This window comes from Marinobacter sp. bablab_jr008 (genome assembly GCF_016464145.1).
GTDB lineage: Bacteria > Pseudomonadota > Gammaproteobacteria > Pseudomonadales > Oleiphilaceae > Marinobacter > Marinobacter nauticus.
The window spans coordinates 81,065-104,882 of record NZ_JACDWW010000089.1 but is presented as its reverse complement, the minus strand read 5'-3'; the positions used below and the strand labels follow the sequence as shown (position 1 = coordinate 104,882).

26 protein-coding genes and 2 tRNA genes are annotated in these 23,818 nt (G+C 57.4%); 25 read left to right on the top strand and 3 right to left on the bottom strand.

Features of this window, described 5'->3' with window-relative positions:
- Positions 1-289 precede the first annotated feature (289 nt).
- From tadA to JIF53_RS18490, 4 genes are read left to right on the top strand one after another with little or no spacing between them, the layout of a single operon-like run.
- Complete coding sequence (tadA, locus tag JIF53_RS18505) at positions 290-802, top strand: tRNA adenosine(34) deaminase TadA (RefSeq protein ID WP_153740018.1); 513 nt, start codon at positions 290-292, stop codon at positions 800-802.
- Positions 799-1,788: a UDP-glucose 4-epimerase GalE gene (gene galE, locus JIF53_RS18500; protein WP_153740017.1), complete on the top strand. Its 990-nt coding sequence runs from the start codon at positions 799-801 to the stop codon at positions 1,786-1,788. Before tadA ends, galE begins: the two co-directional genes overlap by 4 nt.
- A 33-nt stretch (positions 1,789-1,821) precedes the next feature.
- Complete coding sequence (locus JIF53_RS18495) at positions 1,822-3,168, top strand: UDP-glucose dehydrogenase family protein (protein ID WP_022991079.1); 1,347 nt, start codon at positions 1,822-1,824, stop codon at positions 3,166-3,168.
- A gap of 19 nt (positions 3,169-3,187) precedes the next feature.
- Positions 3,188-3,598 (top strand): HIT domain-containing protein, encoded by a 411-nt coding sequence (locus tag JIF53_RS18490; protein ID WP_199453931.1) that lies wholly within the window; start codon positions 3,188-3,190, stop codon positions 3,596-3,598.
- Positions 3,599-3,609: 11 nt separating this feature from the next.
- On the opposite strand, the gene fabR is transcribed toward JIF53_RS18490, so the two are convergent.
- Entirely contained in the window at positions 3,610-4,236 is a 627-nt protein-coding gene (fabR, locus tag JIF53_RS18485) for an HTH-type transcriptional repressor FabR (protein ID WP_014421258.1), read from the bottom strand.
- Positions 4,237-4,440: 204 nt separating this feature from the next.
- Here fabR and aspS point away from each other — a divergent pair, with 204 nt between their 5' ends.
- The 14 genes from aspS (at position 4,441) to nadA (ending at position 15,697) form a co-directional block, all read left to right on the top strand.
- On the top strand, positions 4,441-6,240 hold the full coding sequence (gene aspS / locus JIF53_RS18480; protein ID WP_153740015.1) for an aspartate--tRNA ligase: 1,800 nt from the start codon (positions 4,441-4,443) through the stop codon (positions 6,238-6,240).
- Positions 6,241-6,309: 69 nt separating this feature from the next.
- Positions 6,310-6,837, top strand: a complete 528-nt coding sequence (ruvC, locus tag JIF53_RS18475; protein ID WP_011785189.1) for a crossover junction endodeoxyribonuclease RuvC — start codon at positions 6,310-6,312, stop codon at positions 6,835-6,837.
- Positions 6,838-6,867: 30 nt separating this feature from the next.
- Entirely contained in the window at positions 6,868-7,497 is a 630-nt protein-coding gene (gene ruvA / locus JIF53_RS18470) for a Holliday junction branch migration protein RuvA (RefSeq protein ID WP_014421260.1), read from the top strand.
- A gap of 160 nt (positions 7,498-7,657) precedes the next feature.
- A complete protein-coding gene (ruvB, locus tag JIF53_RS18465) occupies positions 7,658-8,689 on the top strand; it encodes a Holliday junction branch migration DNA helicase RuvB (protein WP_011785187.1) in 1,032 nt (343 codons plus the stop codon).
- The gene (ybgC, locus tag JIF53_RS18460; protein WP_011785186.1) at positions 8,682-9,101 is read left to right on the top strand and encodes a tol-pal system-associated acyl-CoA thioesterase; all 420 of its coding nucleotides are present in this window, start codon (positions 8,682-8,684) and stop codon (positions 9,099-9,101) included. Before ruvB ends, ybgC begins: the two co-directional genes overlap by 8 nt.
- A gap of 38 nt (positions 9,102-9,139) precedes the next feature.
- Positions 9,140-9,829: a protein TolQ gene (gene tolQ / locus JIF53_RS18455; RefSeq protein WP_011785185.1), complete on the top strand. Its 690-nt coding sequence runs from the start codon at positions 9,140-9,142 to the stop codon at positions 9,827-9,829.
- A gap of 33 nt (positions 9,830-9,862) precedes the next feature.
- Positions 9,863-10,309, top strand: coding sequence for a protein TolR (gene tolR / locus JIF53_RS18450; RefSeq protein WP_011785184.1), 447 nt, complete (start codon positions 9,863-9,865; stop codon positions 10,307-10,309).
- 18 nt (positions 10,310-10,327) lie between these two features.
- Positions 10,328-11,356, top strand: a complete 1,029-nt coding sequence (tolA, locus tag JIF53_RS18445; protein ID WP_206769660.1) for a cell envelope integrity protein TolA — start codon at positions 10,328-10,330, stop codon at positions 11,354-11,356.
- Positions 11,357-11,370: 14 nt separating this feature from the next.
- A complete protein-coding gene (gene tolB / locus JIF53_RS18440) occupies positions 11,371-12,693 on the top strand; it encodes a Tol-Pal system beta propeller repeat protein TolB (RefSeq protein WP_228285631.1) in 1,323 nt (440 codons plus the stop codon).
- Between the two features lie 54 nt (positions 12,694-12,747).
- The gene (gene pal, locus JIF53_RS18435; protein ID WP_199453987.1) at positions 12,748-13,317 is read left to right on the top strand and encodes a peptidoglycan-associated lipoprotein Pal; all 570 of its coding nucleotides are present in this window, start codon (positions 12,748-12,750) and stop codon (positions 13,315-13,317) included.
- A 23-nt stretch (positions 13,318-13,340) separates the two neighbouring features.
- On the top strand, positions 13,341-14,117 hold the full coding sequence (gene ybgF, locus JIF53_RS18430) for a tol-pal system protein YbgF (RefSeq protein WP_199453927.1): 777 nt from the start codon (positions 13,341-13,343) through the stop codon (positions 14,115-14,117).
- Between the two features lie 113 nt (positions 14,118-14,230).
- A tRNA-Lys gene (locus JIF53_RS18425) sits at positions 14,231-14,306 on the top strand.
- A gap of 62 nt (positions 14,307-14,368) precedes the next feature.
- Positions 14,369-14,444 (top strand) — tRNA-Lys (locus JIF53_RS18420).
- 191 nt (positions 14,445-14,635) lie between these two features.
- Positions 14,636-15,697, top strand: coding sequence for a quinolinate synthase NadA (gene nadA / locus JIF53_RS18415; RefSeq protein WP_121206718.1), 1,062 nt, complete (start codon positions 14,636-14,638; stop codon positions 15,695-15,697).
- Between the two features lie 17 nt (positions 15,698-15,714).
- Here nadA and JIF53_RS18410 read toward each other — a convergent pair whose 3' ends face one another.
- Positions 15,715-17,187 carry a M48 family metalloprotease gene (locus JIF53_RS18410; RefSeq protein ID WP_199453925.1) on the bottom strand — a complete coding sequence of 491 codons (1,473 nt, stop codon included), beginning with the start codon at positions 17,185-17,187 and terminating at the stop codon, positions 15,715-15,717.
- A gap of 156 nt (positions 17,188-17,343) precedes the next feature.
- On the opposite strand from JIF53_RS18410, the gene JIF53_RS18405 reads away from it, so the two are divergent.
- Both JIF53_RS18405 and JIF53_RS18400 read left to right on the top strand, forming a co-directional pair.
- Entirely contained in the window at positions 17,344-17,571 is a 228-nt protein-coding gene (locus JIF53_RS18405; RefSeq protein WP_011785177.1) for a sulfurtransferase TusA family protein, read from the top strand.
- Between the two features lie 15 nt (positions 17,572-17,586).
- Positions 17,587-18,663: an AI-2E family transporter gene (locus tag JIF53_RS18400; RefSeq protein WP_022991089.1), complete on the top strand. Its 1,077-nt coding sequence runs from the start codon at positions 17,587-17,589 to the stop codon at positions 18,661-18,663.
- A 4-nt stretch (positions 18,664-18,667) separates the two neighbouring features.
- Here JIF53_RS18400 and JIF53_RS18395 read toward each other — a convergent pair whose 3' ends face one another.
- Positions 18,668-19,135: a peroxiredoxin gene (locus tag JIF53_RS18395; RefSeq protein WP_199453923.1), complete on the bottom strand. Its 468-nt coding sequence runs from the start codon at positions 19,133-19,135 to the stop codon at positions 18,668-18,670.
- 74 nt (positions 19,136-19,209) lie between these two features.
- Between JIF53_RS18395 and dapA the strand changes: the two genes are divergently transcribed.
- Genes dapA through JIF53_RS18370 form a run of 5 tightly spaced genes read left to right on the top strand, consistent with a single transcriptional unit; the run spans position 19,210 to position 23,795 of the window.
- Positions 19,210-20,088 (top strand): 4-hydroxy-tetrahydrodipicolinate synthase, encoded by an 879-nt coding sequence (dapA, locus tag JIF53_RS18390; protein ID WP_199453922.1) that lies wholly within the window; start codon positions 19,210-19,212, stop codon positions 20,086-20,088.
- A 31-nt stretch (positions 20,089-20,119) separates the two neighbouring features.
- The gene (gene bamC / locus JIF53_RS18385) at positions 20,120-21,214 is read left to right on the top strand and encodes an outer membrane protein assembly factor BamC (RefSeq protein WP_199453920.1); all 1,095 of its coding nucleotides are present in this window, start codon (positions 20,120-20,122) and stop codon (positions 21,212-21,214) included.
- A 41-nt stretch (positions 21,215-21,255) separates the two neighbouring features.
- Positions 21,256-21,969 carry a phosphoribosylaminoimidazolesuccinocarboxamide synthase gene (gene purC / locus JIF53_RS18380; RefSeq protein ID WP_031210967.1) on the top strand — a complete coding sequence of 238 codons (714 nt, stop codon included), beginning with the start codon at positions 21,256-21,258 and terminating at the stop codon, positions 21,967-21,969.
- 32 nt (positions 21,970-22,001) lie between these two features.
- Complete coding sequence (locus JIF53_RS18375) at positions 22,002-22,736, top strand: TIGR04219 family outer membrane beta-barrel protein (RefSeq protein WP_199453918.1); 735 nt, start codon at positions 22,002-22,004, stop codon at positions 22,734-22,736.
- Positions 22,737-22,787: 51 nt separating this feature from the next.
- A complete protein-coding gene (locus JIF53_RS18370) occupies positions 22,788-23,795 on the top strand; it encodes an NAD-dependent epimerase (protein ID WP_199453916.1) in 1,008 nt (335 codons plus the stop codon).
- The last annotated feature ends 23 nt before the right edge of the window (positions 23,796-23,818 follow it).

Below are 23,818 nucleotides of genomic sequence, written 5' to 3'. Positions count from 1 at the left end.
TGGGTCGGGAGAGATACGGTAAAATGGTTAGCGTCAGCGTTATACCTTTTTTCTGACAGTAGCGGGGATGGGCGTCTCCACAGGGTTGGTGGCTTTTTACCCGGTTTGGCTGGTTCTGACCCTGTTGAGAGGAGCTGCCAGTAAAAAATGAAATTATTTTTAAGGAATTTCTGAGCATGGTATTTATCATGGTGTTACCGATTATCAGTATAATAAGCCGTTGAAAATAAAAGACAAAAATGGCTTATTGATAATAGAGTGGGAATAAGCGGCCGGGAGCTGTTTGACGGTGACGACAGCTGCTGAGGATGAGTTCTGGATGACCCGGGCACTGGCCCTGGCCAGCCAGGCGGATGCTGCCGGTGAGGTGCCGGTAGGAGCCGTGGTTGTGCTTGACGGCAAGGAAGTGGGTGCGGGCTTCAATGCACCGATTTCCGGCTGTGACCCCACGGCCCATGCGGAAATCCGGGCGTTACGGGATGCGGCGGCCCGGGTGGGCAATTATCGATTGGCCGGTGCCACCTTGTACGTCACCCTGGAGCCCTGCACCATGTGTGTCGGTGCGATCGTTCACAGCCGTGTTAGCCGGTTGGTATTTGGTGCCCTTGAGCCCAAGGCCGGAGCGGTGGAATCCGCCAGACGAACCCTGGAAGAGCCGCACCTGAACTGGCGGGTAGAGGTTTCCGCTGGGGTGTTGGCAGAGCAATGCGGCCAGGTGATATCTGAATTTTTCAGCCGGCGTCGCCGTGAAATCCGGCAACGTCGCAAACAACACTCAGGGAAGGGGAGCAAAACTCCATGAAAGTACTGGTAACGGGTGGTGCCGGGTACATTGGCAGTCATGTTGTGCGTCAGTTGGCGGCCGCGGGCCACGACATTGTCGTGTTCGACAATCTGTCCACCGGCTATCGCTGGGCCGTGACCGCCGGCGAGTTGGTGGTGGGTGATCTCGCCGATGAGCAGGCGCTTGAAGCGGTGTTCTCCGAGCACAGATTTGAGGCGGTGCTGCATTTTGCCGCCAATATTGTGGTGCCGGAATCGGTTGCCAATCCGCTCAAGTATTACAGCAATAACACCCGTAACACCCTGAATCTTCTGAAGGCGGTTGAACGCCATCAGGTTCCCTACATGGTGTTCTCCTCCACCGCGGCGGTTTACGGAATGCCCGAGCAAACCGTACTGACGGAAGACCTGCCGCTGGCTCCCATCAACCCCTACGGCGCCTCGAAAATGATGAGCGAGCGCATGATAATGGACCTCGCCGCCGCCAGCAGTCTGAATTACGTCATCCTGCGCTATTTCAATGTGGCCGGCGCCAATTCGGACGGCTTGTTGGGGCAGGCAACGCCGGAGGCAACGCACCTGATCAAGGTAGCCTGCGAGTGCGTGACCGGGCAGCGAGACGGCATGAGTGTGTTTGGCACCGACTACGAGACTCGTGACGGTACCTGTATCCGTGACTACATCCACGTGGAAGATCTGGCCAAGGCCCATGTTATGGCGCTGGATTATATGGCCAAAGGTGGCGAGTCCCAGGTACTCAATTGCGGTTATGGCCGTGGTTTCACCGTGCGTGAAGTGATCGATGTGGTGAAAGCCGAGTCCGGCGTTGATTTCCCGGTACAGGAAACCGAACGCCGAGCCGGCGACCCGGCCGCGCTGATGGCCGATAATACACGGATCAAGAGCGTGCTGGGCTGGCAGCCGGATTACGACGATCTGAATACCATTGTGCGGACCGCGCTGGCCTGGGAAAAGATCTGGCAGCAAAAGAAAGCAGGCCACTGACAGTTTTCATTCTAAATTTTCAGGAAGAGTTGCATGAAGATTACGATTTTCGGAACCGGTTATGTCGGCCTTGTGACCGGCGCCTGTCTGGCGGATGTCGGGCACCACGTGCTGTGCATGGATGTGGACCAGGGCAAGATCGAAAAACTGAAGAACGGCCAGATTCCTATTTACGAGCCAGGCCTGGACAACATCGTCAAGCACACCGTTGAGGCAGGTCGCCTGGCATTTACCACGGACACCGAGGAAGCGGTCAAGCACGGTACCCTTCAGTTTATCGCCGTTGGCACGCCACCGGATGAAGATGGTTCTGCGGACCTTCAGTATGTTCTGGCAGTGGCGAAATCCATTGGGCAGCACATGGAGGATTACAAGGTGGTGGTGGACAAGTCCACCGTACCGGTCGGGACTGGCGACAAAGTAAAGGCGGCGGTTCGTGCCCAGCTGGACAAGCGGGGGCTGGAACTGGATTTTGATGTGGTGTCCAATCCGGAATTCCTGAAAGAAGGCGCTGCCATCAACGATTTCATGAAGCCGGACCGGATTGTGGTTGGCACCGAGAGCGAAAAGGCGGCGGATTTGTTGCGGGAAGTGTACTACCCGTTCAACCGCAACCACGATCGCATGATCTTCATGGACATCCGTTCTGCTGAGCTGACCAAGTACGCGGCCAATGCCATGCTGGCCACCAAGATCAGCTTCATGAACGAAGTGGCAAACCTGGCGGAGCGGCTGGGTGCGGATATTGAAGAAGTTCGCCGGGGTATCGGTTCTGATCCGCGTATCGGTTACCACTTTATCTACCCGGGTTGCGGTTACGGCGGTTCCTGCTTCCCGAAAGATGTGCAGGCCCTGGCCCGCACCGCCCGCGACTGCGACTACGAGTCCAAGCTGCTGAACGCGGTGGAAGCAGTGAACTATGCCCAGAAGCATGTGCTGTTCGACAAGGTCTCGCACTACTTTCAGGGTGATCTGAAGGGCAAGACCGTGGCGCTCTGGGGTCTGGCGTTCAAGCCCAACACAGATGACATGCGCGAAGCATCTTCCCGCACCCTGATGGAAGATCTCTGGAAAGCCGGTGCGAAGGTGCAGGCTTTCGATCCGGAAGCCATGGAGGAAACCCAGCGCATCTACGGGGATCACGAGGGACTGACTTTGTGCGGTACCAAGGAACAGGCGTTGAAGGGTGCTGACGTATTGGTGATCTGCACCGAGTGGAAAGAGTTCCGCTCACCGGACTTTGATGTGATTGCCTCAACCCTGAGTGAGCCGGTGGTGTTTGATGGTCGCAACCTGTACGAGCCGGAAATGCTGGATCGTCATGGCCTGATCTACTACGCCATTGGCCGCGGCCGTAACCAGTTCCATTCAGCGGTCTGACGGCCGGGGAGGGGTGTTGATGTTCCAGCTTCACGAGCGTTTGGCGGCAGATACCCACAAGCTGGGGGAAAGCCGTCTGTGTGATGTCTTGCTGATGAACGACAACACCTGGCCCTGGGTTATCCTGGTACCCCGCGTATCAGGCATTCGGGAAATCTATGAGTTGCCGAACGAGCAGCAGCAACGTCTGCTATTCGAGTCCTCTGCATTGAGTGAGGGGATGATGGAACTGTTCGGTGGCGACAAAATGAATGTGGCAGCGCTGGGCAATATGGTGCCCCAGTTGCACTTGCATCATATTGTCCGCTATCAGGGCGACCCGGCCTGGCCGGGCCCGGTGTGGGGCAAGCAGCCTCCTGTACCTTACACAGAAGAGCAGCTAGCCAGTGTGAAAGCAAAGCTGCAGCCGCTACTTGAGCAACTTGCCTAAGATTTAGTAGCTCAATCCAGACCCTGCTGCCACTGGGCCAGGGTCTGGGAACCCACCAGAATCATTCTCAGCTCGGTTTTCAATTTCTGCTTGAGTTCTTCTCGCTCTTTCGGGGTTGCATCCAGCGCCTCGGCGCCTTGATTGAAGACCAGTGTGACCATTGCTTCGGCGACAATCCTGGCTTCCGCCAGGGGTTTGTTCTGTTCGTCGGCAAACCGGCCAAGATCGTCGGCCAGCTCCGTTACGAAATGGTCGATTTCTGCTTTCACCGCCGTCCGGAAAGGCTTGGATACGCCGGTGCGCTCCCTCAGCATCAGGCGGAACAGGTTGGCGTTGTTACCCAGGTACTCCATGAAGGTGTCCACCGAAGTGGAAATCGCACTGCCGTCCCGGGCAATACGTTTACGGGCCTGGCGCATCAGCTGCCGCAGGGCCACGCCGCCTTCGTCCACCAGGGCCAGGCCAAGCTCGTCCAGCTCGGCGAAGTGCCGATAAAAGGATGTGGGGGCAATGCCGGCCTCCCGGGCGACTTCCCGCAAACTCAGGCTGCCAAAGCCCCGGTCTGCGCTCAGTTGGGCGAGGGCAGCGTCCATCAGTGCTCGACGGGTTTTCAGTTTCTGTTCCGCTCGGGTGGCCAACGTCTTACTCCATGGTCCGGTCAAACCATGCATTCTAGCCCCCGGTTTTTTGATAGTCATCCCGCTGCCGGATATCCGGTGTCAATTCTGTTTCCGGACGCCTGATTTTCAAAGCCATTGTGTTTATAATGGGCGGCTTTTCGGCTATAGCCGCCCAAATTCTTTGATTCAACGCGAACACATTCAGAACGAACGGGAACCGATATGCGCAGCCATTATTGCGGTGGGATTAACGAATCTCACATCGATCAGGAAGTCACACTCTGCGGATGGGTACACCGCCGCCGTGACCACGGTGGGGTCATCTTTCTGGATCTGCGAGATCGGGATGGCATGTCTCAGGTTGTGGTCGATCCGGACACCCCTGAAAGTTTTGCTCTGGCGGAGAAAGTCCGCAGCGAATTTGTTATCAAGGTGACCGGCCGCGTTCGTCGTCGCCCCGCGGGTACCGAGAACAACAACATGCCCACTGGCCAGGTCGAGCTGTTGGGCAAAGAGCTGGTCATTCTGAACGCAGCCGCCACCCCGCCGTTCCCGCTGGATGAGCACGTCGACGTGGGCGAGGATGTTCGCCTGCGGTACCGTTTCGTAGATCTGCGTCGCCCGGAGATGATCAACCGTCTGCGGTTCCGCTCCCGTGTGACCAGCTACATCCGTAACTTCCTGGACAGCCGCGGATTCATGGATGTGGAAACACCGATCCTGACCCGCGCCACCCCGGAAGGTGCCCGTGACTACCTGGTACCGAGCCGAACCCACGAGGGTTCCTTCTTCGCCCTGCCGCAGTCGCCGCAGCTGTTCAAACAGTTGCTGATGGTTTCCGGTGTCGATCGCTACTACCAGATTGCCAAGTGTTTCCGCGATGAGGATCTGCGTGCTGATCGTCAGCCCGAGTTTACCCAGGTGGACATCGAGGCTTCCTTCATCGACGAAGAAACCCTGATGGGCCTGAACGAGGAAATGATTCGTTCCCTGTTCAAGGATGTGCTGGATGTTGAGCTGCCGGAGTTTCCGCGCATGCCGTATTCTGAAGCCATGCAGCGTTACGGCAGCGACAAGCCGGACCTGCGTATTCCTCTGGAGCTTCAGGATGTGGGTGATCTGGTGGAAAGCGTGGACTTCAAGGTGTTCGCAGGTCCCGCCAAAGACCCCAAAGGCCGTGTTGCCGCCCTGCGCGTGCCCAAGGGTGCCGAGCTGACCCGTAAACAGATTGATGATTACACCAAGTTTGTTGGTATCTACGGTGCCAAGGGTCTGGCCTACATCAAGGTAAACGAACTGGCCAAGGGTGCCGAAGGCCTGCAGTCGCCAATCGTGAAGTTCCTGGGTGACGACGTTGCGCTGGCCATCATGGAACGCGTAGGTGCGGAAGACGGCGATATTGTCTTCTTCGGCGCCGATAAGGCTACCGTCGTGAATGAAGCCCTCGGCGCCCTGCGCATCAAGGTAGGTCACGACCTCAACATGCTTACCTGCGAGTGGGCACCAATGTGGGTTGTTGACTTCCCGATGTTCGAGGAACTGCCGGATGGCAATCTGACCGCTATCCACCACCCGTTCACGGCGCCGTCCTGCAGCCCGGAAGAGCTGGCAGCAGACCCGGCGAACGCCTTGTCCCGCGCCTATGACATGGTGCTCAATGGTACCGAGCTGGGCGGTGGTTCTATCCGTATCCACGATGAGAAAATGCAGGAAGCGGTGTTCCGTATCCTGGGTATCGGAGAGGAAGAGGCTCGTGCCAAGTTTGGCTTCCTGCTGGATGCCCTGAAATTTGGTTGCCCGCCTCACGGTGGTCTGGCCTTTGGTCTGGATCGTCTGGTGATGCTGATGACCGGTTCTTCGTCAATCCGCGACGTCATCGCTTTCCCGAAAACCCAGAGCGCCACCTGTCTGATGACTCAGGCGCCGGGCGAGGTGGACGAGAAGCAGCTGAAGGAGCTGCATATTCGTCTGCGCCGTTCTGCTAAAGCCATTGAAGGCAACAAGGCAGAAGATAAAGAGTAAAGGCACGATGCCGGAGGTGGTACCCCATCTCCGGCACGGCCAGACTCTCTCACTTCTGAGGGCAGGCGGATGGCAATCATCCTGGGGGTAGACCCCGGCTCCCGCATCACCGGTTACGGTCTTATTCGTTCAGAAGGCCGGCTTCTTGAGTACCTCGACAGTGGCTGCATCCGAGTAGGTGAAAAGCCAATGGCGGAGAGGCTGCAGACCATTTTTCACAGTCTCGCCGTGCTGATTGGTGAGTATCGCCCGGAGGAGTTCGCTATTGAGCAGGTGTTCATGGCGCGGAATCCGGACTCGGCCCTGAAGCTCGGTCAGGCAAGGGGAGCTGCAATCGTCAGTGCTGCCAACAGTGGCCTGGCGGTCCATGAGTATTCTGCCCGGCAGGTGAAGCAGGCGGTGGTGGGTACTGGTGGAGCGGATAAATCCCAGGTGCAGCACATGGTGCAGGCGCTTCTGGGACTGTCCCGAAAACCACAGGCGGATGCCGCCGATGCCCTGGCCATAGCCCTGTGCCATGCCCATATGAACCAGAGTGTATTACGTATGGCCAGGACCGGAGGTAAGGTCAGAAGCGGCCGCGTACGCCAACCATAAGCGGCGGTTTGCCGCGACAGGAGAGCCGGTTTGATTGGTCGAATCCGAGGAATGCTGATTGAAAAGTCTCCCGGGCAGGCGCTGGTGGAATGTTCCGGCCTGGGTTACGAAATTGACATTCCCTACACCACGTTTTTTCATCTGCCCGAGACCGGGCAGGAAGTAACCCTTCATACCCATTTCGCCGTTCGTGAAGACGCCCAGAGCCTTTATGGTTTTGCCTCCCGTCTGGATCGAAATCTGTTCCGGCTGCTGATCAAGGTTAACGGTGTTGGCCCCAAACTTGCCGTGGGCATTCTGTCGGGCCTGGATGCTCAGCAATTCATCCGCTGTGTCGAGGCTCGGGACGCGAATTCGCTGGTGAAACTGCCCGGTGTCGGCAAAAAAACGGCCGAGAGGCTGTTGATTGAAATGGCCGACAGGATAGGGCAGCTGGAAGGGCAGTTCGTCCCGTCTCAGCCCGATGTGCCGACTGGAGCCGGGGCGGCTATGGCGAGTCAGGCTGGACCTGACCCACGTGAGGAGGCGGAGGCCGCATTGATTGCGCTTGGCTACAAGCCCCAGGAGGCGGCCAAGGCGATCAGCAAGGTGGCCGGCCCGGATATGAACAGCGAAACGCTGATACGTCTGGCCCTGAAGAATATGATTCCCGCCGGGTAACAACCCGGCGTTTTTGTGTCGGCTATGGCCACAGAACCATGACACCAATGTGTATAGAGCGTAACGTGACTCACAAGCGCCCCTTTGTACAATTGGTGCAACCTGACTTACAGGGTGAGCCAGCGGGCATGTTGTTTATTCCCAGCAAGCGGATAATGCCATGATTGAATCGGACCGATTGATATCGGCCAAGGCCGGAGAATATGAGGAAGTGCATGATCGGGCCATCCGTCCGACGTTGCTTTCCGAGTATGTGGGCCAGCCTACGGTACGCGAACAGATGGAGATTTTTATCTCCGCTGCCCGGGGGCGCCAGGAAGCGCTGGATCATGTGCTGATTTTCGGCCCTCCCGGGCTTGGTAAAACCACTCTGGCCAACATCATTGCCAATGAGATGGGTGTCTCGATCAAGACGACGTCCGGCCCGGTACTGGAAAAGGCCGGAGACCTGGCTGCCATGCTCACCAACCTCGAGGAAGGTGACGTCCTGTTTATCGACGAGATCCATCGCCTGAGTGCGGCGGTGGAGGAAGTGCTCTATCCGGCCATGGAAGACTATCAGCTGGATATCATGATTGGTGAAGGGCCGGCTGCACGGTCTATCAAGCTGGATCTGCCGCCGTTTACGCTGGTTGGGGCAACCACTCGTGCTGGTCTGCTGACGTCGCCACTGAGAGACCGGTTCGGCATTGTCCAGCGCCTGGAGTTCTACAATCACCAGGACCTCACCCATATTATTACCCGTTCGGCCCGGCTGTCGTCGGTGGAAATCGACGAGGCTGGGGCGTTCGAGATTGCCCGCCGGTCCCGGGGAACCCCGAGGATTGCCAACCGGCTGCTGCGCCGGGTCAGGGATTTTGCCGAAGTGCGCTCCAATGGCCATATCACGGCGGATATTGCCGACCAGGCACTGAACATGCTGAAGGTGGACAGCCAGGGCTTCGACCACATGGACCGTCGCCTGTTGCTGGCCATGATCGAGAAATTTGATGGTGGCCCGGTGGGTGTGGAGAGTCTGGCGGCCGCAATCAGTGAGGAGCGGGGTACCATTGAGGACGTACTGGAGCCGTTCCTGATTCAGCAGGGGTACATGGTGCGTACACCGAGAGGGCGTATGGTAACGTCGAATGCCTACCAGCATTTCGGAGTGGTGCCGCCCAGATCCGGCCGGGAGGACGACCTGTTTGAGTGATCCCTCTGCCAGCTTTGAATTGCCGGTTCGGGTCTACATAGAAGATACAGATGCCGGTGGCATTGTTTTTCATGCCAAATACCTGCACTACATGGAGCGTGCCAGAACGGAGTGGGTCCGTAGCCAGGGTGTCGGGCTTCGTGCGGGGCTGGAGCACAACATCAGCTACGTGGTGCAAAAGATGAATCTGCACTTCCGGATGCCCGCGAAGCTGGATGATCAGTTGCTGGTTACGGCTGAGCTGAAAGCGGCATCTCGGGTCTGGATGGGCTTTCGGCAATGCGTGTATCGGGCGGATGATCGGCAGTTGCTGTGTGATGCAGACGTCCGTGTGGCCTGTGTTGCACTGGATACCGGTAAACCCCGGCGTCTTCCGGAAAATATGCAGGAAATTCTTAAGAATTTCGTATAATTTGTTGAAAGATTTACAAAACTACTTGGGAGTGAACAGTGGAAACGGAACTGTCAGTCTGGCATCTGATTGCGAATGCAGGGATTTTGGTGCAGTTGGTCATGCTCTTGCTGATGCTGGCATCGGTCGTCTCCTGGGCACTGATTTTCCAGCGCCTGCAGGTCTTCCGGAAAGCCCGTCAGGCTCAACTGGAATTTGAGGACCGGTTCTGGTCCGGAATGGATCTGGGCCAGCTCTACAAAGAAGTGAGTGCGGAGCCAACGCCGTTTTCTGGTATGGAGTCTGTTTTCCGGGCAGGGTTCAAAGAGTTCTCCCGCCTTCGTCAGCAGAGCCGAGATGCCGACGCCGTGATGGAAGGTACCCAAAGAGCCATGCGCGTGGCTTTTTCCCGGGAGCAGGAGCGCCTGGAAACCCATCTGCCGTTCCTGGCGACGGTCGGTTCCACCAGTCCCTACGTTGGCCTGTTCGGTACCGTGTGGGGCATCATGAACTCCTTCCGCGGGCTGGCCCAGGTGCAGCAAGCCACGCTGGCCACGGTGGCGCCGGGTATCTCTGAGGCGTTGATTGCCACGGCGATGGGCCTGTTCGCGGCCATCCCTGCGGTCATTGCCTATAACCGGTTCTCGGCCATGTCAGACGCCTTGCTGAAGAACTATGAAACCTTTGCGGAAGAGTTTTCCAGCATTCTGCATCGCCGGGTCCACAACAGCGATCAGGCCGCAGCATAAGTTGCCATCTGGCGGTAACAGGAGTATAGCGAGATGAAAGGTATGGGAATGATGCCTCAGCAACGGCGCAAGCCGATGTCTGAGATCAACGTAGTCCCCTACATCGATGTGATGCTGGTGCTTCTGGTGATCTTCATGGTGACGGCACCGATGCTCACCCAGGGCGTGAAGGTGGATCTGCCGGAGACAACCTCCGATCCGATTCAGCAGGACAAAGACGTGGAATCCATCACCGTATCTGTGGATAGCAATGGGGCCTACTACCTGGAAGTGGGTGACGACGCCAGCGAGCCGATGGCGCTGGACGAGGTGCGCAACCAGGTGGCAAAGATTCTGTCCCAACGGAGCAACGGTGAAGTGCTCGTCCGGGGCGATGAGTACGTGGACTACGGTGTGGTGGTGCGCCTGATGGCTGAGCTTCAGGCTGCCGGGGCCACCGGGATTGGCCTGATTACCGACGCGCCCAATGATAATCAGTAATTGGAAGATGGTGACATTTTGAAGGGCCACAAGCGGGACATCGTCAGTACCGGAAAAGCACCTCTGAAATCACCGGTGGCGGTCTCGGTAGGGCTGCACCTGCTGGTGTTCGGTATTGCTCTGGCCGGGTGGTCGTGGAATACGCCACCAGAACCGGAGCCCAGAAGTATTTCGGCCCGGCTGATCAGTCCTGAACCAAGGCCGACACCGGTGGTGGAAGAGCAGGACGAGGCGGATAAAGAGCAGGAGCGCAAGCAGGCACAGGCGCGCGAGCGGGAAGAAGCCGAACGCCAGCGCCAGGCTGAAGAAAAAGCCCGGCAGGAGGCGGAACGGAAGGCTCAGGAAGAAGCTCGCAGGCGCGAAGAAGAGCGTCGTCAGCAAGAGGCGCAGGCAAAGGAGCTGGCAGAGAAGCAAGCCAGAGAGCGTGAAGCGGCGCGCCAGAAAGCGGAAGCCGAAGCCAAAGAGCGGGAGCGGCAGAAAGCTGAGGAAGAGCGCAAGCGGCAAGAAGAAGCTAAGCGCCGTGCCGAGGAAGAAAAGCGCCGCCAGGAAGAACAGCGAAAGAAAGAAGAGGCTGAACGACAGCGCCGCGAAGAGGAAGCTCGCAAAGAGGCGGAGCGGAAACGTCTTGAGGCTGAGAGGCGCCTGCGTGAACAGCAGCTGGAAGCACTGGCGGATCAGGCCAGACAGGAGCGTGAAGCGGAAGCCCGCCGCCAGCAGGAAGCCGCGGCAGCACGTGCCAGAGAAGCACAGATGCTGAGCGAGAGTGAGAAATACCAGGCGTTGATTCGCGAGCGGTTAAGCCAGGCGTGGTATCCGCCGTCCTCAGCGACTGAAAACATGACGGCGAGGTTGCAGATCACACTGTTGCCCACCGGTGAACTGGCCAGTGTGAAGTTGGTCGGTAGCAGTGGCAACACTGCGTTTGATAACTCGGCCCTGAGTGCGGTCCGATCATTGAACCGCTATCCCATTCCGGATAATCGTGACACGTTTGAGCGTTATTTCCGCCAGTTCACGATTGAATTCAACCCGCAAAGACTGCGGTGAGGTTGATAATGTTTATGAAAAGCAGATTCCGTTGCTCTGGTAGCTTTCTGAAGACACCGATTATTGCCTGCCTGGTGCTGTTTTTGGCGGCATCCCTGAGCGCCCGGGCGGAACTGTTGATCCGCATCACCGAAGGTGCGGGGTCGGCCATTCCGATTGCCGTCGTACCGTTCGCTGAGAGTGGCAGTATGCCCGCCGGGGACAAGGTGGGCAGTATCGTGCAGGCAGATCTGACCATGAGTGGTGAGTTTCGTCCGCTAGAACCATCAAAAATGCTGAGCCTTCCCTCTGAGCGCTCCGAGGTGTATTTCCGGGACTGGCGCATGCTGGGGCAGCGCTATGTGCTGGTGGGGCAGCTGACCCGCAATGGTGATCGGATTCAGGCCCGCTACGAGTTGTTTGATGTTAACCAGGAGAAGCGGATTCTTGGTGAAACGGCGGCAGTTCCTGCCTCTAACCTGCGATCGCTGGGCCACCACATCAGTGACCGGGTGTATGAGGCTATTACCGGAGCTCCCGGTGTATTCTCCACCAAGCTGGCCTACATCACCGTGTCTGGTGAGGGCGAGCAGACCCGTTACCGACTTCAGGTCAGCGATGTGGATGGTAAGCGCTCCAAAGTCCGGCTGGAAAGCCGGGAGCCCATTCTGTCACCGGCGTGGTCGCCGGATGGAAAGAAACTGGCCTATGTTTCCTTCGAGACTGGCAAGCCGGTGATTTTTGTCCACGAACTGGCTACCGGTGAGCGCCAGAAGGTCGCAGACTTCCCGGGGCTGAACTCGGCACCGGCCTGGTCGGCCGATGGCCGTTCGCTGTTGATGACGCTTTCCCGTGACGGTAACGCCGAGATTTACCGAATGGACCTTGCCAGCCGCAATCTGACGCGTTTGACAGACCATTGGGCGATTGATACCGAAGCCGCATGGGACCATGCCGACCGGGGTATCTACTTTACCTCTGATCGCTCCGGTGGTCCGCAGCTCTATCACATGGAACGCCCGGGGGCTGAGCCGCGTCGAATTACCTTTGGCAGTCGCTACAACGCAAGGCCGCGACCGAGCCCCACGGGTGACTATGTCTATTACGTTCATCAGCGCGACAGTGCCTTCCATATTGCCAGAACGAACCTGGAGACCGGCGAAGAGACGGTTATTACCCGCACCGGCTCCGATGAATCACCCAGTGTGGCTCCCAATGGCAGGTTGCTGATCTACGCAACCCGTCAGAACGGGGAAGGCGTACTGACCGTGGTATCCGCAGACGGAGGTGCGGCGTATAGCCTGCCGGCCTCCGAGGGCGAAGTGCGGGAGCCGGCCTGGGGGCCGGTTACCCGCTGAAAATGTACTGAACTGAATTAATTCAACGAAGACCTGAAAAGAGGAAATAACGTGATGAAGATGTCTTTCTCTACAAAAGCGTTTGCCATGCTCCTGTCCGCCGGCCTGGTTGCTGGTTGTAGCTCCACCGGTGAGAACATGGAAGAGGGTGCTTACGGTTCTGACGTGGCCGCGATTGATCAGGATGGCGGTTCTACCGTTTACGGTGGTGCGGATGGCTCCGGCGTTTCCGCCTCCGAGCTGACTGATGACGAGCGCCGGGCCGCTCAGGAGCAAGCCGAGCAGGAAGCCCTGCGTGACATCACCACCTTCTACTTCGATTTCGATACGTCCGAAATCAAGCCGGACGCCCGTGATGTATTGGTTGCCCACGCTCGCTACCTGGCTAATAACCCGCGTCAGCAAGTACGCCTGGAAGGTCACGCCGATGAACGTGGTACCAAGGAATACAACCTGGCTCTGGGTGAGCGCCGCGCGAATGCCGTACAGCGCTTCCTGATCGTAAACGGCGCTTCCCGTGGCCAGATTGAAACCGTAAGCTATGGTGAAGAAAAGCCGGCCGTGCGTGGTTCCACTGAAAGTGCCTGGGCACAGAACCGTCGCGTAGAGCTGGTATTCCAGTAAAACCGACCTAGACGGACGTATCCATGAGAAAACACCTCATGGCGGCCGTGCTGATCCCGCTGGGCCTTGGCCTGGCGGGAGTCACCCATGCACAGTCGTCCACACCCGCATTCCAGAACAACAGCTCCGAGGCCCAGCGTAAGGCCGGCAACAACCAGGCCACGGCAGAGCTGTTCTACATGATTCAGCAACTGCAGCGCGAAGTGAGAGACCTGCGGGGCCAGGTTGAAGAACAGCAGCACCAGATCAGTCGCCTGCAACAGCAGGGCAGGGACCGCTATGTGGATCTGGATCAGCGGATACTGGAGCTGTCCAAGGCCGTCGAGTCCGGGGCCAGTGCTGCACAGCAGCCGACTGCAGCGGGAGCTTCAGCAGACAGTGGAAGACTGAAGCCTGCCCGGGTGTATCGCTCGCCGGAACCGGAAGAGCAGAAAACCTATAACGACATTATCGACCTTATCCGCAACAAGAAAGACTACGACACGGCGATAACCCGCCTGTACGAGTTTGTGGATACCTACCCCGAGGGCGACCTCACCGTTAATGCCTATTACTGGCTTGGTGAAGTCTATCTGGCGAAACCTCAGCTGGAGCAGGCCCGTCAGGCTTTTACCATTGTTGCGACGCGCTATAGTGATCATCGCAAGGCACCGGACGCTGTGTACAAGCTGGGGGTGACCCTGGATCGTCTGGGCGAAAAAGACGAAGCGCGGCGCCGGATGAGCTCGGTGGTTGAGCAGTACCCGAATTCAGGAGCGGCAGAGTTGGCGCAGAAGTATCTGGATTCCGCCCAGGGTTGATCGGTATCTGGTCAACTTGCACGGATCTTGAGCGGTGAGTGAAAAAAGTTGGTCGACCGTGAAAAAAAGGGGTTGATCACCAAAAAAATATCAGTAATATGTGCGCCTCGTTTGGGTCGTTAGCTCAGTTGGTAGAGCAGTTGGCTTTTAACCAATTGGTCGAAGGTTCGAATCCTTCACGACCCACCAAATTCAGAGCGCGAGGTTTTGGCCGCGTGTTCGCTGGATGAAAAGCCAGCACAGCCAGTTAGGGGTCGTTAGCTCAGTTGGTAGAGCAGTTGGCTTTTAACCAATTGGTCGAAGGTTCGAATCCTTCACGACCCACCAACAAGGCAAGCCGTCACTACGGGGTTTGCGGAAAAAAGAGCCGAAAGGCTCTTTTTTTTTGCCTGCAAGAACCCACCTATACCCACAGGACGGACGCTATCCTGCAAGATGGCATACCCACATTGCAGGATCATGAAACCAAAGGCAGAAGTGATATACTCCGGCCGTTAACGTCAATCAGAGAATAAGTGATGACTAAAGCGCAAGACCGCATTCTGGTTCAGGAACATCTCGCTCATCAGGCTGAGCCCAAGCCCCTGAGTGCCTCAGAGAAAGCTGATCTCGAGGCCAGGATCAAGGTGGCTCTGAAGGAGAAGGATGCCGTTCTGGTTGCGCATTATTACACCGATCCGGACATCCAGCGGCTGGCAGAAGAGACCGGTGGTTGTGTGGCGGATTCCCTGGAAATGGCGCGCTTCGGTAACCAGCACCCGGCATCCACCGTTGTCGTTGCCGGCGTTCGTTTTATGGGAGAGACGGCAAAGATTCTGAATCCGGAGAAAAAGGTTCTGATGCCGACTCTGGAGGCGACTTGCTCGCTTGATGTTGGTTGCCCGGCCGACGAGTTCTCCGAGTTCTGTGATCAGCACCCGGATCGCACCGTCGTGGTTTATGCCAACACCTCGGCTGCGGTGAAAGCCCGGGCCGATTGGGTGGTCACCTCCAGTTGCGCCCAGGCCATTGTTGAGCATCTGGACGCCAAAGGTGAAAAAATCCTGTGGGCGCCAGACAAACACCTGGGCGGCTATGTACAGAAAACCACAGGCGCAGACGTTCTGCTGTGGGACGGCTCCTGCATTGTGCACGAGGAATTCAAGTACCGTGGCCTGGAAGACCTCAAGGCTCTGTACCCGGATGCAGCAATCCTGGTGCACCCGGAGTCACCCGATGCGGTGGTACAGATGGCGGATGTGGTCGGTTCAACCTCGCAACTGATTCATGCGGTGCAAACGCTTCCGAACGAAGAGTTTATCGTTGCAACCGACAACGGCATTTTCTACAAGATGCAACAGCTGGCGCCCAACAAAACGTTGATTGAAGCGCCCACCGCGGGCAACGGCGCAACCTGCCGAAGCTGTGCCCATTGTCCCTGGATGGCCATGAACGGTCTGGAGAATCTGCTGCACGTGCTTGAGCATGGCGACCAGGAAGTGCATGTGGATGACGCGCTGCGAGAAGACGCGCTGCGCCCGCTGCGCCGCATGCTGGACTTTACCGCCAACATGAACCTCAAAGCTGCCGGCAACGCCTGAAGGTTCCGTGGTTATTCCTAACCGGCTTCGCGCGCCTGAAGCCGGTTGGTCAGCTCTCCAAGGCGCTCGCTGACCACCTGACGTTCGGCGGAGCCGGCCGGCAGTTTTTCCTGGGCCTGGCGCAATTGCCGCTGTGCTGATTTCAGATCGCCCATCAGTACGTCGTATTCCGCTCTCGCCCGGTGCACCCCGACAATATTCCGAGCCATACCTTCGGCTTCGGCCAGTCTCAACCATAGCTGCTCCTGGCTGGGCAGGCGGCGAGTCAGTTCCCTCAGGTAGTCGGCAGCGGCGGCCCCGTTACCATCGGCAATCTCTATGGCCGCCAGCGTGGAGGTTATTGGATAGTTGCCGGGATTGCGCGCCAGTGCCTCCTGCATAAGCGCTCTGGCGTCTTCATACCGTTTCTGGCTGATCAGTACCTCCGCCAGTGATACCTGGAACGTGATGCGCCCGGGGTTGGCTTTCAGTAATTCCCGCATTAACTGTTCGGCCTGTTCGTAGCGCTGGCTTTCCTGATAAGCCACCGCCAGGCCGTAGCGAATGGCATCGTTACGCTGGGCGTCTTCCCGGGCCAGGTAAGCCTCGAAGGTTTCTATCGCTGTTTCCGGTGATTCGCTGTAGTGCACCTGCAGGCGACTGCGCACCAGGTGGTATTCCTGGCCATCCTGCACCCGGGTATCAGGGTACTGCTCGGCCCGGTTTCGGGTGTCGGCAACCCGGTTCTGGGTCAGAGGATGAGTGGAAAGGTATTCCGGCAGGCGATTACCCTGCAGGCGGTTCTGGCGCATCATGATTTCGAACATCTCGGGCATGCCTCTCGGGTCCATGCCGGCACTGGCCAGGATGTCCATGCCAACCCGGTCGGCTTCCTGTTCGTGAGAGCGGCTGTAGGCCAGCATGTTCTGTACCGCCATGGCCTGGGTGCCGGCAATGGCGGCAATGCCAATGTCTGACTGGGTAACTGCAGATAGCACGATACCGGCGATCATGCCTGCCAGCGTCAGCGGAGCGCTGGTTTCCTGTTGCTGCATTCTGCGGGCAAAGTGGCGCTGGCTGAGGTGGGCCAGTTCGTGGGCCAGGACCGAGGCAAACTGTTGTTCGGTTGCCGCATTGAGGAAAAGGCCCCCATTCACGCCCACGACACCGCCGGGTACGGCGAAGGCGTTGATGGCCGGGCTGTCAATCAGAACCAGTTTCAGGTCGCGGTTGTCCAGCGGTGCAGATGGCACCAGGCGATAGATAATCGCGCTCAGGTAGTCATAAACCAGTGGGTCCTGCAGTTGCGGGGCGGAGCGGCGAATGGAGGCCATAACCTGTTGGCCAATATCGGCTTCCATCTGTCCGGAAATCAGGCCGCCGCTACCACCGATGCTTGGCAGGTCTGACGACTGCGCGCGTGTGGCCGGGCTGATGACCGCCATGGTGAGGGCCAGAAAAACGATCAGGGCCCAGGAGCAGCGGTGTTGGCCTTCTTGCTGGTACTTCATATGTCTGAGAGTGCCTCGAATTCATGTTGCCCGTTTGACAAGGCGGCAGCCGGCAAGTTCTCCGGAGTATTACCAACTCTTGTGATGCAATAGAGTAACACCAGCGGCATAATGCCTGCCTGGTTACTGTATGAAACGTAATGGTAAATGCTGATTATGGCTGACAGAACCCTGGATGCCAGCGGGCTGCGTTGTCCCATGCCGCTGCTGAAAACCAAGCTGGAACTCAATTCCATGACCCCCGGGGAGGAATTGGTGGTTGTTGCCACGGATACCGGCTCACTGAGGGACATACCTGCCTGGCTGGCATTGTCGGCCCATACGCTTGTCAGCCAATCGGAGAGTAATGGGGAATATCGTTTCGTGATAAAGTGCGGCGGTTAATTTCCGGAGTTATTCATGGTCAGAATTCTACGCGGTCTAGCCCACAAATATTTTTCAGACGAAGAAGCCGTCATCCTGTTTTTGCTGCTGGTGACTGGCACCGTCTTTATCATCTGGTTCGGGGCCATGCTGGCGCCGGCCATCGCTTCCCTGATTGTCGCGTTCATTCTACAGGGCCTGGTGTCGAAACTGAACCGGATGGGTGTGCCTGAGCTGATCGCCGTGATAGGTGTGTTTGTGGTGTTCCTGGGCGTGCTGGTGGGTTTTATCTTCGGCCTGTTGCCGTTGATCTGGACCCAGCTGAGTACCCTTGCCGGCGAAGCGCCCCGGATTATCCGGGAGCTCCAGTCCTATCTTGAGGTTTTGCCGGAACAGTACCCCCATCTGGTCTCAGTCGAATCTGTGAACACCATGTACCAGCAGATCTCGGCGGAAGTAGGGCACCTGACTCAATGGCTGGTGTCCTTCTCGCTGTCCAGCATTCCGGATCTTGTGGCCTTGCTGATCTACATGGTTCTGGTGCCTATCCTGGTGTTTTTTTTCCTGAAAGACCGCCGGGTTCTGGTGAACTCTTTCGCCCGCCTGCTGCCGCCGCAGCGGCCGATGATGGTTCGCATCTGGCACGAGGTTAACCTGCAGTGTGCCAACTATGTCCGTGGCAAGGCGGTGGAGATCCTGATAGTGGGTGGCGTCACCTATGTCGCCTTCAAGTTTCTCGGCATGCCCTATGCGGCATTGCTTTCCCTGTTGGTGGGGCTGAGCGTGGTGATTCCCTACATTGGCGCTGCGGTGGTCACCATTCCGGTGGCAGTGATCGGCCTGTTTGCGTTCGGCTGGGGCAGCCATTTTATCTGGGTCATGGTCATCTACGGCATTATTCAGGCGCTTGATGGCAATGTCCTGGTACCGATTCTGTTCTCGGAAGTGAACAACTTGCACCCGGTGGCGATTATTGTTGCCGTGTTGTTCTTTGGCGGAATCTGGGGCTTGTGGGGCGTGTTTTTTGCGATTCCACTGGCGACGATGTTGAAAGCGGTTTTCGCGGCCTGGCCGGTGAAGGAGTCGCCTCCGCCACCAGCCATTGCGGAATAGGGCGTTAAAGGGCCTTGACGGCTTCCAGCACATCGTCGGCGTGCCCTTTGACCTTGACGCCGCGCCATTCCCTGCGCAGCACGCCTTCCTTGTCGATCAGGAAGGTGCTGCGTTCAATGCCAAGGTGCTCCTTGCCATACAGCTTCTTGAGCTTGATAACGTCGAACAGCTTGCACAGGGACTCGTCCTTGTCGGAAATCAGGTGGAACGGAAACCCGTGTTTGGCCCGGAAGTTTTCATGGGCTTTCAGGCCATCCCGCGAGACGCCGAAAATCTCGGTGTCCTCGGCAACGAAGGCCTCCATTCTGTCCCGGAAGTCCTGGCCCTCGGTGGTGCAGCCCGGTGTATTGTCTTTCGGATAGAAATAAATAACGATGTTCCGGCCTTTCAGGTCGCTCAGGCGAACGGTCTGGTCGCCAGTGGCCTCAGCCTGAAATTCTGGCACGGGTTGATTCAATGCTACGGATGACATGACATCTCCTTTAATTCCCTTGTGTCAGTTCGAGCCCAACATTACCATATCGGTTTTATTCGGACGGAGCTTTTATGATTACGGGTAGCCTTGTCGCGCTGGTCACGCCCATGCATCCAAACGGTGATATTCATTGGGAGGATCTGGACAAGCTGGTGGACTTTCATATCGAAAACGGCACCCATGGCATTGTTGCTGTGGGCACCACTGGCGAATCCGCAACCCTGGATCCGGAGGAACATATCCGGACGATCGGGCACATCATAAAACGTGTAAACGGCCGGATTCCCGTTATTGCAGGTACCGGTGGTAACAGTACGCGCGAAGCCATCGAATTGACCACCGAAGCCCACAAACTCGGTGCCGATGCCTGTCTGCTTGTAGTGCCGTACTACAACAAGCCGACCCAGGAAGGCCTGTATCAGCACTTCAAGGCCATCGCGGAAGCGGTACCGGGCATGAACCAGATTCTCTACAACGTACCGGGCCGCACTGCCTGCGATATGCTGAATGAGACGGTCGTACGCCTGGCCGATATTCCCAATATCGTTGGTATCAAGGACGCGACCGGGAACATTCCCCGTGGCGCCGAGCTGATCGAAGCCCTGGGTGGCCGCCTTGCGGTGTATTCCGGTGACGACGCCACGGCGGCGGATCTGATGCTGGCGGGCGCGAAAGGTAATGTTTCGGTAACGGCCAACGTCGCTCCGAAAGCCATGGCCCAGCTCTGTGAAGTGGCCATTGCGGGCAACGAAGAGGAAACCCGCCGCTTGAATGAGCTTTTGATGCCGCTTAATCGCAAGCTGTTCCTGGAAGCCAACCCGATTCCGGTAAAATGGGCGCTGTACCGCATGGGCATGATTGGTGAGGGCATTCGTCTGCCACTGACGCCGCTCAGTGAAAAGTTCCACGGCGAGGTGGAAGACGCGCTCAAGGCCTCAGGTGTTCTCTGAGGCCACCGTTACCGTTAACCGGAGTAACCCGATGCAGGTTCCTGCAAGAGCCCGTAAGAAAACCGTTTTGTTCGTTCGACCTGTTTCGGCGCTGGTGCTTGCCAGTGCCCTGGCCGGTTGCAGCCTGATCGATGATCGTTCCGAAGGCTATGTCAACGCGCCGGAAGGCGAGCCGATTCAGGTGCCTGAAGGTCTCGACAGCTCTAGGCTGAGCGAGACCATGCCGATACGGGCTATCAACACCGCCGATTCCCGCAATCTTTACCCGTCGTCGATTCCCCGTCCGCCAGATATGACATCCGAGATTCTGGATGAAAACTATGTGATTGAAGAGTTGGACGGCCGCATCTGGTTGTTGGTCAATGAGGTGCCAGGACGACTCTGGCCTGTGGTCAGTGCCTGGATGAATGAAAGCGGCCTGGGCATTGCCCATGACAGCCCGCAACTGGGGATTCTCCAGAGTGAACTGGCGAACTTCAGCAAGCGCAGCCGAACGCTGCTGGGGCTCGCTGATAATCCGACCGCAACAGAACCCAAAGTGGTGATGCAGGCCCGCCTGGCCCCTGGCATCCGTCGTAAAACCACCGAAATCCGCGTGCGTATTCTGGAGCTGGCGCAAGCCCCGGAAGAACTCATGCCCTGGGACAGTGACACCGGTGCCGATGCAACCTCCGAGCAACACCAGCGGGCGCTGCTGACGGAGCTGGGGGATTTCCTCAAACAGCGTGAGGACAACAAATCCTTCTCGCGGGCGGCCTCGGGCATGGTCTCCAAGCCATTGGTACGCTTGCAGTCTGAACAGGAAGAAGCGGTTGCCATTCGGGTAGAGCTGGACTTCGGCCGTACCTGGGCAGAGGTCAATCGTTCCCTGGAGGAAATGGGGCTGCCGGTACTGGATCTGAACCGGAGCGAAGGCTGGTTGCAGGTGGATTTCCGCACGGAAGACGAACGCAGCCCGGGCTGGTTCTCGTGGTTCAGCGATGCCGAAAAGCCGGTTCACACCCACACAGTTCGAATTCAGCAGAGCGCGGACGCTATGAGCGTTACCGCCGAGCAGCAGGACAGCTACGAGGGTGAACGCAGTTCAGCAGATCTGCTCACCCAACTCTTTGAACATCTGTATTGATTAACGGGGTGGCCGAGGCCACCGGCCGTTTGGAGAAAGTAATGGAAAAGCGCGAAGAGCTTTATGCCGGCAAGGCAAAATCGGTTTACCGCACGGACGACCCCGAACGGTTTGTTCTGGTGTTCCGCGACGATACCTCTGCTTTTGACGGAGAGAAAAAAGAACAGCTGAACCGCAAGGGCATGGTGAACAACAAGTTCAATGCCTTCATCATGGAAAAGCTGGAAGCGGCCGGCGTACCTACCCACTTCGAAGGGCTGCTGTCGGATACCGAGTCCCTGGTCAAGAAGCTCGAGATGATCCCGGTTGAGTGTGTGGTGCGCAACGTGTCTGCGGGCAGTCTGTGCCGTCGCCTTGGCGTGGAAGAGGGCCAGGAGCTGAACCCGCCCACCTTTGAGCTCTTTCTGAAAAACGACGCGCTGCACGATCCGATGGTGAACGAATCCCTGGCCGTCAGCTTCGGCTGGGCCAAGGCCGATGAGCTGGCTCGGATGAAAGAGCTGACCTATAAGGTCAACGACGTACTGAAAAAACTGTTTGACGACGCCGGCATGCTGCTGGTGGACTATAAGCTGGAATTCGGCCGCAGTGGTGGCCAGATCGTTCTGGGTGACGAATTCAGCCCCGATGGCTGCCGCATCTGGGACAAGGAAACCCGCAAGAAGATGGACAAGGATCGCTTCCGCCAGGGCCTTGGCGAAGTGATCGAAACCTATGAAGAGGTCGGTCGTCGTCTCGGCATAAAGTTTGACTGACCGGGCAATACAACCACAAAAACGGGTGCGTTATGCGTAAACTGATGATTGTTGTAGGTGGCTCACTGGCCCTGGCCGCGCCACTGGCCAATGCTGATGTATTGGGCGTTGGCGCCAACGTTAGCTACTGGGATTCCGACTTCTCCGGCGAAGTGGTCAACAAGGACTCGGCCGTTGATATTGAAAAGGATCTCAACCTCGACAGCGACAGCAACGCGAACTTCACAGCGTTTTTCGAACATCCGATCCCGGTGCTGCCAAACGTGCGGTTGAATTACACCAGTATTTCCCAGAGTGGGCGTGGTGAGATTGGGCCGGAAGAATTCGACGGTATTGTTAACACGGATGTTAAATCTGATCTCGATATTGATCAGTTCGATGTCACCCTGTACTACGAAGTGCTTGATAACTGGGTGAATCTCGACCTGGGCCTGACTGCCCGTAATTTTGACGGGGAGCTCGTTGTTAGGGACCAAGCCAACATAGCCAACATCAGCAAAACCTCCGTCGACGCCGTCGTCCCCATGGGCTACCTCGCTGCCCGTTTCGACCTGCCGTTCACCGGCGTGTCCGTAGGTGCTGAAGGCAACGTCATCAGCTACAGTGGCGACTCCCTGCACGACTTCAACGCTTATGGCCAGTACGAATTCGCCATGCTGCAGCTGAGGGCCGGTTACCGCCAGATGTCTATCGACTATGAAGACGATGATGACAAACTGGATGTGGAAATGTCCGGACCCTTCGCCAGTGTCGGCGTGGCGTTCTGACCAGGACAGTAAAAGGCGCCTTCGGGCGCCATTTTTCATGGAGAACAGATCTTGAAAATCCTCGTTACGGGAACCGCCGGCTTTATCGGCTCGCATCTTGCTCACCGTTTGCTCGATCGTGGCGATGAAGTGATTGGCGTGGACAACGTCAACGACTATTACGACGTCAATCTCAAGGAAGCACGCCTGGCCCGGCTGCAGAACAAGCCCGGTTTCACCGAAGTACGCCAGGACGTGGCCGACCGCGAGGCCATGGAAGCGGTTTTTCGTGAACACAAGCCCGAGCGGGTAGTGCACCTGGCAGCCCAGGCCGGAGTCCGGTATTCACTGGAGAACCCCCATGCCTATGTGGATGCCAATCTGGTCGGCTTTATGAACATCCTTGAGGGTTGTCGCCATAACGAGGTCAAGCACCTGGTGTATGCCTCCAGCAGCTCCGTGTATGGGGCCAATGAGACTATGCCATTCTCCGTGCACGATAACGTGGATCACCCGCTGAGCCTGTACGCGGCGTCCAAGAAAGCCAACGAGCTGATGGCCCATACTTACAGCCATCTGTACAACCTGCCCACCACTGGGCTGCGCTTCTTTACCGTTTACGGCCCCTGGGGCCGGCCGGATATGGCGCTGTTTATCTTTACCAAAAAGATACTGGCCGGTGAGCCCATCGATGTGTTCAACCACGGCCACCACAAGCGGGACTTCACCTACATCGACGATATCGTCGAAGGCGTTATCCGTACCCTGGACAACGTAGCCCAGCCGAACCAGGACTGGAGCGGGGCCCAGCCGGATCCGGGCACCAGTAAGGGGCCTTACCGCATCTACAACATCGGCAGTAATAACCCGGTGGAGCTGTCCCGTTTTATCGAGATCATTGAGGAGCGGGTGGGCAAGAAAGCCGAGAAGAACCTGCTGCCCTTGCAACCGGGTGACGTGCCGGCCACCTATGCCAATGTCGACGACTTGATCAACGATGTGGGGTACAAGCCGTCTACTGCGGTGGAAGAGGGCATTGCTAACTTCGTGGACTGGTATCGGGATTTTTACAACGCCTGAGCGTCCATCATCGCTTATGAATA

Coding starts and splice junctions, on each gene's coding strand:
- galE (WP_153740017.1), top strand. CDS start 799: ATGAAAGTACTGGTAACGGGTGGTGCCGGGTACATTGGCAGTCATGTT.
- JIF53_RS18495 (WP_022991079.1), top strand. CDS start 1,822: ATGAAGATTACGATTTTCGGAACCGGTTATGTCGGCCTTGTGACCGGC.
- JIF53_RS18490 (WP_199453931.1), top strand. CDS start 3,188: ATGTTCCAGCTTCACGAGCGTTTGGCGGCAGATACCCACAAGCTGGGG.
- aspS (WP_153740015.1), top strand. CDS start 4,441: ATGCGCAGCCATTATTGCGGTGGGATTAACGAATCTCACATCGATCAG.
- ruvC (WP_011785189.1), top strand. CDS start 6,310: ATGGCAATCATCCTGGGGGTAGACCCCGGCTCCCGCATCACCGGTTAC.
- ruvB (WP_011785187.1), top strand. CDS start 7,658: ATGATTGAATCGGACCGATTGATATCGGCCAAGGCCGGAGAATATGAG.
- tolR (WP_011785184.1), top strand. CDS start 9,863: ATGAAAGGTATGGGAATGATGCCTCAGCAACGGCGCAAGCCGATGTCT.
- tolB (WP_228285631.1), top strand. CDS start 11,371: ATGAAAAGCAGATTCCGTTGCTCTGGTAGCTTTCTGAAGACACCGATT.
- pal (WP_199453987.1), top strand. CDS start 12,748: ATGAAGATGTCTTTCTCTACAAAAGCGTTTGCCATGCTCCTGTCCGCC.
- ybgF (WP_199453927.1), top strand. CDS start 13,341: ATGAGAAAACACCTCATGGCGGCCGTGCTGATCCCGCTGGGCCTTGGC.
- nadA (WP_121206718.1), top strand. CDS start 14,636: ATGACTAAAGCGCAAGACCGCATTCTGGTTCAGGAACATCTCGCTCAT.
- JIF53_RS18410 (WP_199453925.1), bottom strand. CDS start 17,187: ATGAAGTACCAGCAAGAAGGCCAACACCGCTGCTCCTGGGCCCTGATC.
- JIF53_RS18405 (WP_011785177.1), top strand. CDS start 17,344: ATGGCTGACAGAACCCTGGATGCCAGCGGGCTGCGTTGTCCCATGCCG.
- JIF53_RS18400 (WP_022991089.1), top strand. CDS start 17,587: ATGGTCAGAATTCTACGCGGTCTAGCCCACAAATATTTTTCAGACGAA.
- JIF53_RS18395 (WP_199453923.1), bottom strand. CDS start 19,135: ATGTCATCCGTAGCATTGAATCAACCCGTGCCAGAATTTCAGGCTGAG.
- dapA (WP_199453922.1), top strand. CDS start 19,210: ATGATTACGGGTAGCCTTGTCGCGCTGGTCACGCCCATGCATCCAAAC.
- bamC (WP_199453920.1), top strand. CDS start 20,120: ATGCAGGTTCCTGCAAGAGCCCGTAAGAAAACCGTTTTGTTCGTTCGA.
- purC (WP_031210967.1), top strand. CDS start 21,256: ATGGAAAAGCGCGAAGAGCTTTATGCCGGCAAGGCAAAATCGGTTTAC.
- JIF53_RS18375 (WP_199453918.1), top strand. CDS start 22,002: ATGCGTAAACTGATGATTGTTGTAGGTGGCTCACTGGCCCTGGCCGCG.